The sequence below is a fragment of the Pseudomonas multiresinivorans genome, assembly GCF_012971725.1.
In the GTDB taxonomy this organism is placed as follows: Bacteria; Pseudomonadota; Gammaproteobacteria; order Pseudomonadales; family Pseudomonadaceae; genus Pseudomonas; species Pseudomonas multiresinivorans.
On record NZ_CP048833.1, the window covers coordinates 3,358,040 to 3,372,371 of the forward strand.

Here is a 14,332-nt window from a genome sequence, read left to right on the forward strand (position 1 = left end):
AAAACGACGCGTCCCTTGAACGCCGACGCTTGCCCTCGCGTAGGAGCGGACTCCGTCCGCGATCGGTCCGACGCCGCTGTATGCCCGCGGCCGACATTCGAGGTCAGCCGTTCAGCGCAGATAACTGATCGGCGACCCATCCACCGGATTGCTCAGCACGCCCATGGGAATGCCGTAGATGTCTTCCAGCGTGTCCCCGCGCATCAGTTCGGCGGGGGAGCCCTGGGCCAGCAGGCGGCCGCCATGCAGGGCGATCAGGTGGTCGCAGTAGCGCGCCGCCATGTTGATGTCGTGCAGCACCACCAGCACGCCCAGGCCCAGCTCGCGGCTCAGTTCGTGGACGCGGGAGAGCACTTCCACCTGGTGGGCGATATCCAGCGCCGAGGTTGGTTCGTCCAGCAGCAGGTAGCGGCTGTTCTGCGCCAGCAGCATGGCCAGCCAGACGCGTTGGCGTTCGCCGCCGGAAAGCAGGTCCACCGGGCGGTCGGCGAAGGCCTGAGTGTCAGTCAGCTCCAGCGCGCGGTCGATCTGCTTGCGGTCTTCGCCGGTCACGCGGCCCAGCGCGCCGTGCCACGGGTACCGGCCGAAAGCGACCAGTTCGCGCACGGTCAGGCCGTCGGTCTGCGGCAGCTGTTGCGGCAGGTAGGCTACCTGGCGCGCGAAGTCGCGGTTGCCCCAGTCCTGCAGCGGCTTGCCGTCCAGGCGGATGCTGCCGCCACTGGCCTGTTGCTGGCGGGCCAGCAGCTTGAGCAGCGTGGATTTGCCCGAACCGTTGTGGCCGATCAGGCCGATCATGTTGCCGTCGGCCAACTGCAGGCTCAGCGGTTGCAGAAGGGTGCGACCGGGGACGCTGAAACTGACATTTTCCAGTTCGAACATGGGGTCATCCATCAGGGCGGCAAGGCCGGAAAAAGCGGGAGCCCGACTCTAATCCAATCGCTAATGGTTATCAATTTTCCAGAGGCTGGCGGAACCGCCGTATTGATTGCCTGTCCCTGACGTAAAGCGCTTATGATTCAACGTCGTACACGATCTGGTAGGGCCCATGGAGTCTGCTGTCGAACGCTACAAACGCCTGCTCGCCGAGGCCCTGACGCGTTATTTCCCCCGTACCACCGAATACCTGCGCGCCGAACGCGAAGCGGCGCAGCCGCAGCCTCGTGGACGCGGCAAGACCAAGGGCAATGCCAAGGCGCCCGCCAAGCGCACGGCGAAAACCAAGAAGGATGGCGAGGGGCCTGCGCCCAGGCGCCCGCGAGCTCCGGCCGCAGCCGGTATCTACGGCACCGCCAAGGCGCCCGATGAACAGCTCGCCCTGGACATGCGCCAGCGAGTGGCCCAGGCCGCCGCCCACGGCGTGATCAGCCAGCCATCGGACGAACAGTGGGCGATGATCGTCGCGCCCGAACCGCTGACCCGCATCTTCGCCGGCGCCGGCTCCGGCAAGTCGACGACCCTGGTCCTGCGCGTCGTCTACATGCTGTGCCACCTGGGCATCGACGCCGAGCGAGTGACGGTGATTTCCTTCACCAACGCATCCTGCGCCCAGCTGCGCGATCAACTGGTGAAAGTGCTCGGCTATTGGGGCCATCCCTTCGACGCTGCCCAGGCGCGTCAGTGTGTGCGCACCTTCCATTCGGCCATGGGCACGCTGGCGAAAGTCGCGCTGAAGAACCCGCGCTGGTTCGAGCAACTGGACGAGCGCGCCCCGGCAGACGAACTGGACAACCCCTTGCTGGCAGGACGCCTGCGCCCGGCGCAGCAGCGGCTGCTCAAGCAGGTCTACCAGCAGTGCTATGCCGACCGGCACGAATTCCGTGTCCTGGCGCATCAGCTGCTGGAGCTGCCGCCACCGCCTGAAGCCGGCGAGGATGGCAAGCTGCCGCGCATCGGCAAGGCGCCGCTGGATGCCTTCAAGTTGTCTGGAGAATTCACCGCGCTGCCGCTGTTCGAAGCCTTCTATGCCCAGGCCGGGTTCATCGAGAGCATCGGCCTGCGCATCGCCCAGCTGCAGCCAAAGAAGCTCGGCTGTCCGGCGCGCGAACGGCAGTTCGTCGAAGCGCTGCAACTGTTCTGGGTGGACTTCGAAAACGCGCTGCAGGAACAAGGCCTGCTGACCTTCAACCTGGCCTTCCAGCGCCTCACCGACCAGCTCGGTGACGGCAAGTTGCCGGCCGCAGCCTTGGCGCCGTTCCAGCACCTGCTGATCGACGAGTTCCAGGATGTCTCGCCGCAGATCGTGCAGTGGCTGCAGGCGCTGCACCGCGACCTCGCCAAGCGCGGCGAAGCCGTCAGCCTGATGGCCATCGGTGACGACTGGCAGTCCATCTACGCCTGGCGTGGCAGCTCGCCGGAGCTGTTCATGGACTTCGACCGGCATTTCCCCAGCAAGGGCCGGCGCAAGAGCCGCGTGCTGCTGCTGGAAACCAACTACCGCAGCATTGACCCGGTGATCCGTGACGGTGAGCGGGTGCTGGTGGGCGTGGCCAACAAGCAGGCCAAGACCTGCCGCGCCTTCAAGTCAGCGGAAGCGGGGGATCACGGCGTGAAGCTGGTGCAGCGTTTCGATGCGCGCAACAGCTTGCCGATCCTGTTGGAGGAAATCCGCAAGCAGTGCGAGCACGTTGTCGCACACGGATCGCGGGAGAAGACCGCCGTGTTGCTGCTCAGCCGGCGCAATGAAACCCTGCAGACGATCCTCGGCGAGCTGGACCGCAAGCTGCCGGTGAAGGGCATGACCATCCACCGCGCCAAGGGCCTGCAGGCGGAAGTAGCGATCATCGTCGACGACTGCGCGCCACCGGAAAAACATCCGCTGCGCAGCGCGCTGTACGCGGCTTCGGGCTTCTTCGCCAGCAGCTATGACCAGGCCCAGCAGGATGAGCAGCTGCGCCTGGCCTACGTGGCGATCACCCGTGGCGTGAGCCGGGTGTTCTGGTTCACGCGCAAGGCGCAGGGGCCGACGGCGATCCTGGCCATGCGGCGCAACGTGGAAGCTGCGCCGGCATGAGGCTCAATCGTCGCGGGTGAGGACTTCCAGCAGTTCGATCTCGAACAGCAGGTTGGAGTTGGGCTGGATGTGCGCGCCGACCTGGCGCTCGCCGTAGGCCAGATGCGCCGGGACGAAGAGCTTGCGCTTGCCGCCGACCTTCATGCCCATCAGGCCCTGGTCCCAGCCCTTGATCACCCGGCCGGTGCCGATCACGCACTGGAAGGGCCGGCCCTTGTCGTAGGACGAATCGAAGACGGTGCCGTCCTCCAGGATGCCCTTGTACTGGGTGGTGATCAGGGCGCCCTTGACCACGGCCTTGCCGTCGCCGACGACGATATCTTCGATCTGCAGTTCGTTGCTCATGGGGGTTCTCGTGTTGCGGTGGCGAAGGGCGTGCGTTTTCGCAGGAATGCGCGGCGCTGGCAAGCCTCATTCGGGCTTGGCGTAGAGACTCGCCTGCTGCCCGCTGCGGGCGCGCCCCCAGATTTCCTCGTCGCTCAGGCCGGTCTGGATCAGCTCCACCGGGACACCGCCGTCGATGATCACCGCGACGCGATAGTCGTCGATGGGCTCGTAAGGGCCGAGGATCACTTCCTTGCCCCGTACCGCACGTTCCAGGTCGGAAACCTTGAAGGCGGGATGTGGCTGAGTGCGCATGAGTGCGTGCAACGTGCTGCCAGGGCCGAATCGGTGGTACTGCACATGCAGCAGCTCGGTACTCGCATCGCTGGTGTACATGTCGTAAAGCGCGCTGTAGCGCTCGCCGTCGCGCGGCTGGTCGGTGGGGATGCCCATGTGGTGGAACTCGTAGGTGACGCCGTCGCACTCGAACATGCAGGGAGCCCTCGCTGAAGCAGGCGAGCAGTCTGCTCCCGCAGCGGGAGGCCGTCGAGCCTGACCGTCCGTCGTAAAACGCCACGGCGGCGGGAAATCCGCGGAATCCGGGCAATGCTCAGCAAGCTGGATGGCGCGCGCCATCGGGGTCGGCAATCGAACCTCACAAGGAGACCGACATGAAGCACCTCAAGCATGGATTCCTCGCCTGGCTCTGCGCGTTCCTGGTCGGCTGCGCCGCCATGGATGCCGGCGGGGGCGGTAGCGGCAACGGCGCGCCGGGAGAAATGGAGATTCGTACCGGGGTGGTCGAGCAGGTGACCGATACCCAGGTGAAGACCAACCATGACACGGGTGTCGGCGCCATTCTCGGTGGCCTCGGCGGTGTGGCGCTGGGCAGCCTGATCGGCCGCGGTACCGGGCGCGACGTGGCGATGATCGCGGGCGCGCTGGCCGGTGGCGTGGGCGGCAACTATGCCGAGCAGCGCCAGTACGACAAACCCCAGGAAGCGCAGCAGATCATCGTGCGGATGAAGAACGGCGTGCTGGTGTCGGTGACCCAGCCGGTGAACGCCGAGCTCAAGCCCGGCAGCAAGGTCTACATCGAAGGGCAGGGCGCCGGGGCCCGCGTGGTGCCGCAGAACGACTGAGTTCAGTCGACCAGCTCGGCCAGCGCCCAGTCGCGGAAGGCCTTCACCCGCGGGTCTTCTGCACTGGCCTGCGGGTAGACCAGGTTGTAGGCGTAGTCCTGGGCGACGCGCACGCCCAGCTCGAACGGCTGCACCAGCAGGCCCTGCTCCAGTTCGCGGGCGACCATGGCCTGGTCGGCCAGCCCGACCGCGCCGCCTTCCAGCACGGCCTGCACCACGTGGCTGGTGTCCTCGAAGGTCACGCAGTTGCCGGCGTCGAAGTCTTCCACGCCGGCGGCTGCCATCCAGCGCGACCAGTCCGGCCAGGCGGCGCCTTCGGTCTCGCACACCACATGGCACAAGGTATGGGCCTGCAGGTCGCGCGGCTCGTGCAAGGGCGGGCCTTCGGTGAGCAGGCTCGGGCAGCACACCGGCACTATCTGGGTATCGAACAGGCGCTCCGCGACCAGGCCGGGGTAGTGTCCGCTGCCGAAGCGGATGGCCAGATCGATGTCGTCGAAGGCGAAATCCCGCAACTCGTCGCTGACGTCGAAACTGAGCTTCAACCCCGGATGCAGGGCGCGGAATTTCGGCAGGCGCGGCAGCAGCCAGTGCGTGGCGAACCGGGCAGTCAGCGAGACCCGTAGTTGTTCCGAAGTCCGCGCCAACCGTCGGGCACGCACGGTGGCGCGGTGCAGCAGACCGAGGGACTCGACTGCCGCTTCGAGCAGCAACGCGCCTGCCGGGGTCAGCTGGATGCTGCGACTGGTGCGCACGAACAAGCCAAGGCCGAGCTGGTCTTCCAGCTCCTTGATCTGGTGGCTGACCGCGGCCGGCGTCAGGCCGACTTCTTCCGCCGCGCGGGTGAAATTGAGGTGACGGCCAGCCGCCTCGAAGGTGCGCAGGCTGCGGATACCGGGAAAGGAACGACTCATCGATCTTCAAATCCTGCTTGATGATCCGTCGAGAAATACTCGTTTCTCCTGGCTTCGTCAAAGGCCGATAGTGATCTCACCTGATGTTGAATTTGAAGATCACCGAGCAGAGGAAGCCACGCCATGTCAGCCGCCATCCATCCCTACATCACCCAGCGCAATGCCCAGCCGGCCAGCGCCGACGACCTCGCGCCCCTGGCTTTCGCCGGCTATGCACATTTCACCGCCATGCAGGTGCGTGACGGCGGCATTCGCGGCCTGGACCTGCACCTGGAGCGCCTGCGCAACGCTTCGCAGCGGCTGTTCGGCCAGAGCCACTCCGATGAGGAGATTCGTGCCGCCTTGCGTAGCGCACTGGAGCAGGCGCCGGAAGACGTATCCCTGATGGCGACGGTCTACTCGCCCGCCGGGGAATTCACCGTTGCCGGCCCTGAGCATCGCCCCGAGCTGCTGGTGCGCACCGCACCGCCTTCGGATGGCCCGCAGGGGCCGCTGGCTCTCGCCATCGCCGGGCACGAACGGGTGCTGCCGGAGATCAAGCACGTCGGCGAGATCGCCAAGACCTGGTATCTGCGCGAAGCAGTCTCCGCCGGCTTCGACGATGCGGTGTTCACCGATCACCGCGGTCGTTTCAGCGAGGCGACCATCTGGAACCTGGCGTTCTGGGACGGTGAAACCGTGGTCTGGCCCAGGGCTCGGATGCTTACCGGCACCACCATGGGCATCCTCCAGCGGCAACTGGAACGGCAGGGCGTGCGCCAGGTCACCCGTGCCATCGACCAGCAGGACCTGCCGCGCCTCACCGGCGCCGTGGTGATGAACTCCTGGACGCCGGCGGTACCGGTGAGCCGCATTGGTGATGTTGAGATCCCGCCGGCGCCGGAGTTCGTCGAGTTGCTGCGCAGCGCCTTTGAGGCCGAGCCGCGTGTTCAGCCCTGAGGACCCTCGCGGCGAAATTCGCTTCAGATGGGTAGCAGGTCGCTGCGTTGGCGATGCCGTGCCGGCGCTGGCCGGTCGCAGCGCAGGAACCGGCCGCGCCCTGACTGCAGGCGAGGTTGACCATCGAACACAACCTCGCCACGCGACAGCGTGAGCGCAGGCCAGGCCCGCAGGCGCATGCCCTCATACGGCGTGTAGTCGACGTTGTGGTGCAACATCTGATTATCCAGACGCAGGTCCAGGCCGTCGTTCCAGATCACCAGGTCGGCGTCGGCACCCACGGCGATAGTGCCCTTGCGTGGCGCAAGCCCATAGAGCTGCGCCGCATTGCTGGAGGTCAGAGCAACGAACTGCTGCGCAGTGATGCGACCTGTCAGGACACCTTCGGACCAGAGCAGCGGCATGCGCGTTTCCACGCCGGGAATGCCGTTGGCGATGCGTTCGAACGAGACGTCCTCGCCGAGGGCTCGCTTGCCGTCCGGGCCGTCGTAGCAGAAGGGCGCATGATCGGAGGAGAACACCTCGAAAGTGCCATTCTGCAAAGCTGTCCAGATCACCGACTGGTTCGCCGCATCGCGCGGTGGCGGGCTGCAGATGCATCTGGCCCCCTCGAAGCTGTCGTCGCAGCCCAGCGCTTCGGCGGTGAGGAACAGATACTGTGGGCAGGTCTCGGCATACACGCGCAGGCCCTGGCCCTGCGCCCGGCGAATCTGCTCGATGGCTTCGCGACCGGAGACGTGGACGATGAGGATGGGAACGTCCACCAGTTCAGCCAGCGCGATGGCACGGTGCGTGGCTTCGCGCTCCACCAGCATCGGCCGCGAAGTCGCATGGTAGCGAGGCGCCGTGCGTCCGGCCGCAAGCAGGCGCTCGGTCAGCCAGCCGATGCAGTCGCTGTTTTCAGCGTGCAGCATGACCATTGCGCCGTGCTCACGCGCGACGCTGAGGGTCTCGAGAATCTGTCGGTCGTCGAGCTTGAGCGCGTCATAGGTCATGTAGATCTTGAAAGAGCTGTAGCCTTCTTCGATCAGCGTGGGTAACTCATCGCGCAGCACCGTTGGCGTGGGATCGGTCACGATCAGGTGGAAGGCATAGTCGATAACTGCCTTTCCGTTGGCGCGGTGGTGGTAGTCCTCCACTGCGGCTCGCAACGACTGGCCCTTCTGCTGGCAGGCGAAGGGGATCACACAGGTGGTGCCGCCACAGGCTGCCGAACGCGTGCCACTGAGAAAGTCGTCGGCCATTCGCGAGCCATCGCCGGTAGGCTGGTCGAAATGCACATGACTGTCGATGCCACCGGGTGTTACGTAGCGCCCGGCGGCATCAACTTCGGATCTGCCCGCTGGCAGGTCCAGGCCCAGCGCGACGATGCTCCCGTCTCGCACAGCGATGTCGCAGGAAAACTCGTCAGCGGCCGTCACTGCCCGTGCATTGCGAATGACCAGGTCGAACGGCGTAGTGCTTCCAGCGCCGGAGCCGGGCATGTCAGGAACGCTCCAGCCAGGCTCGGGCGATCTGCTCGCGGGTGGTGAACCAGACGTCGCTGTGCTGTTGTGCGTACTCGATGAAACGCTTGATCGCCATTACCCGGCCCGGGCGGCCGACCATGCGTGGATGCAAGCCGATGGAGAGCATGCGCAGTCCCTGAGCTGATTCCTCGTAGAGCACATCGAAGCTTTCCTTCATGTATTCGAGGAAGTCGGAGGCCTGATTCAGTCCCGGCGTGTTCCAGTAACGGAAATCGTTGACGTCCGAGGTGTAGGGCACCACGAGGTGACGTTTTCCCTCGACTTCGACGAAGTACGGCACATCATCGTTGTAGGCGTCCGAGTCATAGAGGAATCCGCCTTCTTCGGCGACCAGGCGACGGGTATGCACACTGGCGCCATAGCGGCAGTACCAACCCACTGGGCGCTTGCCGCAGGTACGCTCGAATGACTCGATGGCCAGGCGGATGTGTTCACGCTCTTGGGCTTCGCTCAGGCGGAAGACTTCTTCCCAGCGATACCCGTGGCTGCATATTTCGTGGCCGAGCTCGACGGCGGCGCGAGCGACGTCGGGGTTCTGCTCGAAGGCGAGGGCACAGGCGTGAAACGTGGCAGGTACGTCGGCCGCCTGCAGGATATCCAGGATGCGCCAGATGCCCACCCGCGAGCCGTATTCGTACATCGACTCCATGGCAAGGTTGCGCACGCCGGGCGGGCACTGATAGCTGCCCCATTCGGTCATCGACTCCTGGTCCGGATCGCCCATGGCCAGGGAACGCTCGGAGCCCTCTTCGTAGTTGATCACCAGGCTGATCGCCAGGCGTGCGCCGTTCGGCCAGCGCCCGGTGGGGCGCTGGCGGCCATAGCCGACAAGATTGCGGGCAGGGTTGCTCATCCAGAGTTACTCCTGGCAGCGGCCACAGGGCCGCACCGTGAAAAGTGAAAATAAGGGGGGGTCAGCAGTCGATGTCTTCGAGTACCTGATGATCGATACTGCCGTCCGGAGCCTGGCGGTCCCTGAAGGCCAGGCCCATCGCCAGTGTCTGCGCCACGCAGAACGATGCGGTCAGTGAGCGGAAGCCGAGCAATTCGGCGTCGCTGACTTCAATCAGCACACAAGCCCCCTGGGCGATCGGGCTGAGCAGGCTGTCAGTGATTGCCAATACCCTGGCACCGGCGGCAAGCGCCTGCTGGCAGGCCTCGACGGTGTCGCTGGCATAGGGCGGGAAGCTGACCGCCACCAGCACGTCGTCGCTGCGAACCGCGGCGACCTGTTCGCGCAGCGTTCCGCCGAAACCGCCGATATGCACCGATGGACGGCCACCGCGGCTGATGGCATAGCTCAGATAGCTGGCCACTGGAAGGGAGCGGCGCATACCGATCACGAAGGCGGTGCGGGAGCTTTGCAGCAGCTCGATGGCCTCTTCGATGGCGGCTTGCTGCGTGCCTTCGGCCAGGTGTTCGAGCGAGACGATATTGGCGCGACTGAACTCGCGCAGGATGCCGCCGACATCGGTTGGATCCTCCAGCAGCTGTTCGCCCTTGTGGTGGCGAATGCGCTCGCTGAAGCTGCCTTGGCCAGCTTGCTGCAAAGGCTCCTTGAAGAGCTTCTGCAGTTCGCTGAAGCCATTGAAACCCAGAGCCTTTGCCAGACGGATGAAGGCCGTTGAAGCGATGCCCGATTGCTCGCTGAGCGCCGCGACGGTATTGAGCGCGACGTCATGGGGATGATCGGTCAGGTAACGTGCGGCATCGCGCATGCGCTGGGTAAGGTCGGCCTGCTGGGCGACGATGGCGGCACGCAGTTGCGTGAGATTCTTCGGGGCAGACATAAGAGGCTCGGTCAGGTGGAGGACGTCGATCAGCGCAGGCGATCGAGCGCGCAGTCGAGATGGTCGACCAGCCGGTCGATCTCCTCGACGGTGTTGTAGTGGGCAATCGAAACCCGCACCACTCCGCCATGCTGCGCCAGCCCGAGATGTTCGATCAGGCGACGGGCGTAGAAGTCGCCGAAGCGAATGCCGATGCGGTGCTCGTCGATGGCGCGCACGATGCTTTCCGAGGATAGGCCGTCGGCAACGAAACTGATGGTAGGTACGCGCCCGCGGTCTTTCACCTGCGCCTTGCCGATAATACGCACCCCGGGCTTTTCGCGGAGGAACTGCAGCAGGCGCTCGGCCAGCAGGTCCTCCTGCTGCTCGAACGCGTCGAAAGCCGCCTGCATGATCTGCCGGGGGCTGCCCTGGGCGCCGAGCCGAGCGCCGATGTCCAGCAGGTAGTCGTTGATCCCGGCGCAGCCATGGGACAGCTCGTAGTTGAGGTTGCCTGGTTGCAGCTTGTAGGGCAGCACCTCACGGCCGATGAAGAAGTGATTCAGGCTCGGCAACTCGAGCAATGCGTCCCGCTGGCCCCAGAGCACGGCGAAATGCGGGCCGAACACCTTGTAGAAGCTGAATACGTAGTAGTCCGCCGCGCTGGCCTGGACATCCACCAGGCGGTGCGGCGCATAGGCGACGGCGTCGACGCACAGCTTGCCGCCGATCGCATGGACACGCTGCGCGACCTCGGCTACCGGATTGACGCTACCCAGGATATTCGACGCATGGGTCATGCTGACGTAGCGGGTACGCGGGCTGAGCAGGCGGTCCAGGTCGGCCAGTTCCAGCTCCTGGCTGGCGCTGTCCACGTTCCAGAACTTCAGTGTTGCGCCGCGCTCTTCGGCCAGTCGCACCCAGGGGCCGATGTTGGCTTCGTGGTCACTGTTGGTGACGATGATTTCGTCGCCTGGCCCGACGCTCGGCGCCAGTGCGCGGCAGAGAATCTGCAGCAGGTGGGTGGTCGAGCCCCCCATGATCACTTCTTCGTGATGACGAGCGTTTATCAGTTGCGCGATGGCCCGGCGTGCTTCCAGGACCCGCTCGCCAGCCAGCGCCGAGCCACTGTAGGAGGCACCCAGTTGCACGCTGTTATTGAGCAGATAGTCTCGCACCCGGTCGGCGACGCGACCCAGCACGGCCGAACCACCGGCGTTATCGAGATAGGCGAAACCATCGGCCAGCATGGGGAACTGGGCGCGCACGTAATCCATGTCGAGCGCGTTATGACGAGGGGCAGAAGGCAGATTCACGTCGGTGCTCCATTATTCAGTGATGCAGAATGGCTTGGAGGAAAGCTTGGGTTCGCGCCTCACGGGGCTGGGTGAAGAATGCTTCGGGCTCGTTCTCTTCGACGATGCGCCCGCTTTCCATGAAGATCACCCGGTCGGCGACGCGCCGCGCAAAGCCCATTTCGTGGGTGACCACGATCATGGTCACACCCGTGCGGGCCAGTGCCTGCATGACATCCAGTACCTCGCCGACCATCTCGGGATCGAGGGCAGAGGTGGGTTCGTCGAACAGGATGACCTTCGGTTCCATCGCCATGGTGCGGGCGATTGCCACGCGCTGTTGTTGTCCTCCGGAAAGTTGCCCCGGCAGCTTGTGCGCGTGGCTGGCCATGCCGACCTTTTCCAGCAGCACCTGGGCACGAGCGTGGGCATCACGGCGCGACATCTTCCGTACACGGATCGGCGCCAGCGCCACGTTGTCCAGCACGCTCAGGTGCGGATAGAGATTGAAACCCTGGAACACCATGCCCACTTCGCTGCGGATATGCGCCAGGCGCGAGCCTGTCTCGACACGTTCGCCGGCCACCAGGATGTCGCCCTGCTGATAGTTCTCCAGCAGGTTGATGCAGCGGATCAGGGTGGACTTGCCGGAGCCGGAAGGCCCCAGGATCACCACCACTTCGCCTTCGACGACGTCGAGGTCGATGCCATACAGCGCCTGGAACTCGCCGTAGTGCTTGGACATGCGCTTGACCTGGATGATCGGCTTCATGCTGCTTTGCTCCCGCTGTGATTGCGCTGCTCGACCCAGCTCACCAGTTGCACCAGCGGCAACAGCAGCAGCAGGTACATGACGGCGGCACCGACCAGGGGCGTCGGGTTGGCCGCCAGCGCCTGTGCCTGGGTCGCCTGCTTGAGCAGGTCCGGCATCGCTACCACCGAGGCCAGCGCTGTGTCCTTCATCACGTTGATGCAGTTGCTGGTCATCGGTGGCATGACGATGCGCATTGCCTGCGGCAGGATCACGTCGCGCATGGTGTGGAAGAAGCCCATGCCCTGCGATGCAGCGGCCTCGAATTGGCCACGGGGGATGGCCTCGATGCCCGAGCGGAAGATTTCCGCGGCATAGGCGCAGGAAACCATGGACAAGGCTGCGGTGGCCGCGGCGAAGGACGACAGGCGAATCCCCATGAAGGGCAGTGCGTAGTAGATCAGCACCAGCAGCACCAATAGCGGGATTGAACGCAGCACATCGATATAGACGCGCGCCAGTGCGCGCAGCGGTGTGAGCGCGTAGAGCCGGATCATCGCCAGGGCCAGGCCGCCGACCAGGCCCAGCACAATGCTGAGGATACCCAGCATGACCGTCACGCCCAGCCCACGCAGCATCACCGGCAGGGCATCGACGAAGACACCCCAGTTGAAGAAGGTATGTAGCAGTTCCATCGGGACTTCCTGAGCGAAGCGGCGCCGTTGGTTGCCGCCGCATGGCAGGGATGGTTTCAGCGAGGTGCGTCGACCACTTCCAGGGTGCTGGAGCCGGCAGTCGCATCGGCACCGAACCACTTCTTGTGCAGGTCGGCGATGAAACCGTCCTGCTTCATCGTGCTGATGATGTCGTTGAGCTGCGCGGAGGCCGGCCAGTTCTTCGCATGCATGATCGCGTAGCGCTCACCGGTTGGGATGTGCGCGACCACGGCATACTGTGGCTTGTCCTTGATGTAGTAGAGGACTGCGGGGATGTCGCTGATGTAGCCGTCGATTCGACCGGAGGCAAGATCGAGCATGGCCGGGGACAGGCCCTCGTAGCGCGATACATCGCCAAACTTGTACTGTGCGCTGTGCTGGCCGACCCACATGTCCCCCGTGGAGCCGGTATCGACGCCGACGACTTTGCCGGGGAGGTCGTCCAGGCTCTTGATGGAGGATGTCTTGAGCACCGACAGGGATTGATCGCTGTCGTAGTACGGCTGGGCGAATCCAACTGACTCGAGGCGTTTGGGGGTGATGGTGATCGAGGAAATGGCCAGGTCCGCGCGCTGTGATTGAACGGCGCTGAAAAGGCCATTGAAGGGGATGTTGACGAACTCGACGGACTTGCCGGCGCGCTTGGCGGCTTCGCGTACGACGTCCACTTCGAAACCGACGATCTCACCCTTGGCATCCTGGAACTCCCAGGGCACGTTGCCGACGTTGGCGCCAACCGTCCAGTCAGCGGACCAGGCACAGGTGGCCCCGGTCGTGAAGGCTGCCGCCAGGGCTAAACCCGCTACACACTTTGCTTTCATTGCTGCTCCCCTCGTTCTTGTTTTGAAGAAGCCTGCGATCCCGTCTGAAGGAATCTGCAATCGAGGTTAAGCGTGTAAATCAAATAATTCAATAAGTAATTTTTCTGAATTAAATGGTTCCATTGTGGTGCGTTGTGCCTGTTTGCGGGGCAGCCGCCGCAAGCCTTCAGAGTCAGGCAGGACGTGCCCCGGAAGCCTCCCCCCGTCGGGGTTGCACCCGAATGCAGCAGGGTTCTGCAAGCAGTCCGTGTGCCCGTGCGCTCTCACTTCAGGTGCGCGTCGAAGCCGTTCGCCCGCGGGGCGATCTCATCGCGCAAGGTCAGCGCGGGAATCTGGTAATCGCCGCCGTTCTGCCGACGGAAGGGGATGGGCGTGGTGGTCTGGAGCGTGTCCAGGCGCTCGCCCAGCTCCCGTTCGATCTGCGCGTAGCGCTCGGTGTCGACGCGGCTGGTGCGGTAGACCAGGTACGGCGGCAGCACGTCGAAGCCGGGGTAGTACAGCATGCCGTGGTGGATCGGGAAGAGCAGGTCGTCGATCGGGCCGTTGATGCCGCGCGGGCTGTAGTGCGACTCCCAACCGCCGGTGGTGACCACCAGCATGGCGCGTTTGCCGGCAAGGTTGCCTTCGCCATAGCGGTCGCCCCAGCGGGCGTCGGAGTGCTCGCCGACGCCGTAGGCGAAGCCATAGGCGTATACCCGCTCGAACCAGCCTTTGAGGATTGCCGGCATGCTGAACCACCAGAGCGGGAACTGCAGGATCACGGTGTCGGCCCAGCGCAGCTTTTCCTGTTCGGCGGAGATGTCCGCGCTCTGCCGGCCAGCGGTGTAGGCGCGCTGGGAGTCCAGCGAGGGGTCGAAACGCGCTTCGGGATCGCGATCGAGGCTGTCGGAAGCGTCGATCGGGGCCTTCCAGTTCATCGCGTACAGGTCCGAGACCTGCACGGCATGGCCAGCATCCTGCAGGTGGCGCACGGCGAAGTCCTTCAGTGAGCCATTGAGCGAACGTGGTTCGGGGTGGGCGTAAACGATCAGTACGTTCATGAATGCCTTCCTGTGAGTCATCCGGTGAGAGGGGATGGGCGCAGGATGCGGATTGCCGGGGTATAGTGGAAATGAATAACCG

The 14,332-nt window shown here is 64.5% G+C and carries 15 protein-coding genes; 3 read left to right on the forward strand and 12 right to left on the reverse strand.

Features of this window, described 5'->3' with window-relative positions; all coding sequences use genetic code 11:
* Positions 1 to 111 precede the first annotated feature (111 nt).
* Entirely contained in the window at positions 112 to 879 is a 768-nt protein-coding gene (locus G4G71_RS15310) for an ATP-binding cassette domain-containing protein (protein WP_045217429.1), read from the reverse strand.
* Positions 880 to 1,045: 166 nt separating this feature from the next.
* Here G4G71_RS15310 and G4G71_RS15315 point away from each other — a divergent pair, with 166 nt between their 5' ends.
* Positions 1,046 to 3,010 carry a DEAD/DEAH box helicase gene (locus tag G4G71_RS15315; RefSeq protein ID WP_169938881.1) on the forward strand — a complete coding sequence of 655 codons (1,965 nt, stop codon included), beginning with the start codon at positions 1,046 to 1,048 and terminating at the stop codon, positions 3,008 to 3,010.
* Between the two features lie 3 nt (positions 3,011 to 3,013).
* Here G4G71_RS15315 and G4G71_RS15320 read toward each other — a convergent pair whose 3' ends face one another.
* Both G4G71_RS15320 and G4G71_RS15325 read right to left on the reverse strand, forming a co-directional pair.
* Positions 3,014 to 3,355: an FKBP-type peptidyl-prolyl cis-trans isomerase gene (locus G4G71_RS15320; protein ID WP_169938883.1), complete on the reverse strand. Its 342-nt coding sequence runs from the start codon at positions 3,353 to 3,355 to the stop codon at positions 3,014 to 3,016.
* A gap of 66 nt (positions 3,356 to 3,421) precedes the next feature.
* Complete coding sequence (locus G4G71_RS15325) at positions 3,422 to 3,826, reverse strand: hypothetical protein (protein ID WP_169938903.1); 405 nt, start codon at positions 3,824 to 3,826, stop codon at positions 3,422 to 3,424.
* Positions 3,827 to 4,005: 179 nt separating this feature from the next.
* Between G4G71_RS15325 and G4G71_RS15330 the strand changes: the two genes are divergently transcribed.
* Positions 4,006 to 4,476 (forward strand): glycine zipper 2TM domain-containing protein, encoded by a 471-nt coding sequence (locus G4G71_RS15330; RefSeq protein ID WP_169938905.1) that lies wholly within the window; start codon positions 4,006 to 4,008, stop codon positions 4,474 to 4,476.
* A gap of 2 nt (positions 4,477 to 4,478) precedes the next feature.
* Here G4G71_RS15330 and G4G71_RS15335 read toward each other — a convergent pair whose 3' ends face one another.
* On the reverse strand, positions 4,479 to 5,390 hold the full coding sequence (locus G4G71_RS15335) for a LysR substrate-binding domain-containing protein (RefSeq protein ID WP_169938908.1): 912 nt from the start codon (positions 5,388 to 5,390) through the stop codon (positions 4,479 to 4,481).
* Positions 5,391 to 5,513: 123 nt separating this feature from the next.
* On the opposite strand from G4G71_RS15335, the gene G4G71_RS15340 reads away from it, so the two are divergent.
* The gene (locus G4G71_RS15340; RefSeq protein ID WP_169938910.1) at positions 5,514 to 6,329 is read left to right on the forward strand and encodes an aminotransferase class IV family protein; all 816 of its coding nucleotides are present in this window, start codon (positions 5,514 to 5,516) and stop codon (positions 6,327 to 6,329) included.
* A 23-nt stretch (positions 6,330 to 6,352) separates the two neighbouring features.
* Here the strand turns inward: G4G71_RS15340 and hydA are convergent, their stop codons facing one another.
* From hydA to G4G71_RS15380, 8 genes are all read right to left on the reverse strand, one after another.
* Positions 6,353 to 7,813 (reverse strand): dihydropyrimidinase, encoded by a 1,461-nt coding sequence (hydA, locus tag G4G71_RS15345; protein ID WP_169938912.1) that lies wholly within the window; start codon positions 7,811 to 7,813, stop codon positions 6,353 to 6,355.
* A 1-nt stretch (position 7,814) separates the two neighbouring features.
* Positions 7,815 to 8,711, reverse strand: coding sequence for an allantoinase PuuE (locus G4G71_RS15350; RefSeq protein WP_169938914.1), 897 nt, complete (start codon positions 8,709 to 8,711; stop codon positions 7,815 to 7,817).
* Positions 8,712 to 8,772: 61 nt separating this feature from the next.
* On the reverse strand, positions 8,773 to 9,648 hold the full coding sequence (locus G4G71_RS15355) for a MurR/RpiR family transcriptional regulator (RefSeq protein WP_169938916.1): 876 nt from the start codon (positions 9,646 to 9,648) through the stop codon (positions 8,773 to 8,775).
* Between the two features lie 29 nt (positions 9,649 to 9,677).
* Positions 9,678 to 10,943, reverse strand: coding sequence for a cysteine desulfurase-like protein (locus G4G71_RS15360; protein WP_240964786.1), 1,266 nt, complete (start codon positions 10,941 to 10,943; stop codon positions 9,678 to 9,680).
* Between the two features lie 16 nt (positions 10,944 to 10,959).
* Positions 10,960 to 11,694, reverse strand: coding sequence for an amino acid ABC transporter ATP-binding protein (locus G4G71_RS15365; protein ID WP_169938919.1), 735 nt, complete (start codon positions 11,692 to 11,694; stop codon positions 10,960 to 10,962).
* The gene (locus G4G71_RS15370; protein WP_169938921.1) at positions 11,691 to 12,368 is read right to left on the reverse strand and encodes an amino acid ABC transporter permease; all 678 of its coding nucleotides are present in this window, start codon (positions 12,366 to 12,368) and stop codon (positions 11,691 to 11,693) included. Before G4G71_RS15370 ends, G4G71_RS15365 begins: the two co-directional genes overlap by 4 nt.
* A 56-nt stretch (positions 12,369 to 12,424) precedes the next feature.
* Positions 12,425 to 13,210 (reverse strand): transporter substrate-binding domain-containing protein, encoded by a 786-nt coding sequence (locus G4G71_RS15375; RefSeq protein ID WP_169938923.1) that lies wholly within the window; start codon positions 13,208 to 13,210, stop codon positions 12,425 to 12,427.
* 263 nt (positions 13,211 to 13,473) lie between these two features.
* On the reverse strand, positions 13,474 to 14,250 hold the full coding sequence (locus tag G4G71_RS15380) for an NAD(P)H-dependent oxidoreductase (RefSeq protein WP_169938925.1): 777 nt from the start codon (positions 14,248 to 14,250) through the stop codon (positions 13,474 to 13,476).
* Between the last annotated feature and the right edge of the window lie 82 nt (positions 14,251 to 14,332).

Coding starts and splice junctions, on each gene's coding strand:
- G4G71_RS15310 (WP_045217429.1), bottom strand. CDS start 879: ATGTTCGAACTGGAAAATGTCAGTTTCAGCGTCCCCGGTCGCACCCTT.
- G4G71_RS15315 (WP_169938881.1), top strand. CDS start 1,046: ATGGAGTCTGCTGTCGAACGCTACAAACGCCTGCTCGCCGAGGCCCTG.
- G4G71_RS15320 (WP_169938883.1), bottom strand. CDS start 3,355: ATGAGCAACGAACTGCAGATCGAAGATATCGTCGTCGGCGACGGCAAG.
- G4G71_RS15325 (WP_169938903.1), bottom strand. CDS start 3,826: ATGTTCGAGTGCGACGGCGTCACCTACGAGTTCCACCACATGGGCATC.
- G4G71_RS15330 (WP_169938905.1), top strand. CDS start 4,006: ATGAAGCACCTCAAGCATGGATTCCTCGCCTGGCTCTGCGCGTTCCTG.
- G4G71_RS15335 (WP_169938908.1), bottom strand. CDS start 5,390: ATGAGTCGTTCCTTTCCCGGTATCCGCAGCCTGCGCACCTTCGAGGCG.
- G4G71_RS15340 (WP_169938910.1), top strand. CDS start 5,514: ATGTCAGCCGCCATCCATCCCTACATCACCCAGCGCAATGCCCAGCCG.
- hydA (WP_169938912.1), bottom strand. CDS start 7,813: ATGCCCGGCTCCGGCGCTGGAAGCACTACGCCGTTCGACCTGGTCATT.
- G4G71_RS15350 (WP_169938914.1), bottom strand. CDS start 8,711: ATGAGCAACCCTGCCCGCAATCTTGTCGGCTATGGCCGCCAGCGCCCC.
- G4G71_RS15355 (WP_169938916.1), bottom strand. CDS start 9,648: ATGTCTGCCCCGAAGAATCTCACGCAACTGCGTGCCGCCATCGTCGCC.
- G4G71_RS15365 (WP_169938919.1), bottom strand. CDS start 11,694: ATGAAGCCGATCATCCAGGTCAAGCGCATGTCCAAGCACTACGGCGAG.
- G4G71_RS15370 (WP_169938921.1), bottom strand. CDS start 12,368: ATGGAACTGCTACATACCTTCTTCAACTGGGGTGTCTTCGTCGATGCC.
- G4G71_RS15375 (WP_169938923.1), bottom strand. CDS start 13,210: ATGAAAGCAAAGTGTGTAGCGGGTTTAGCCCTGGCGGCAGCCTTCACG.
- G4G71_RS15380 (WP_169938925.1), bottom strand. CDS start 14,250: ATGAACGTACTGATCGTTTACGCCCACCCCGAACCACGTTCGCTCAAT.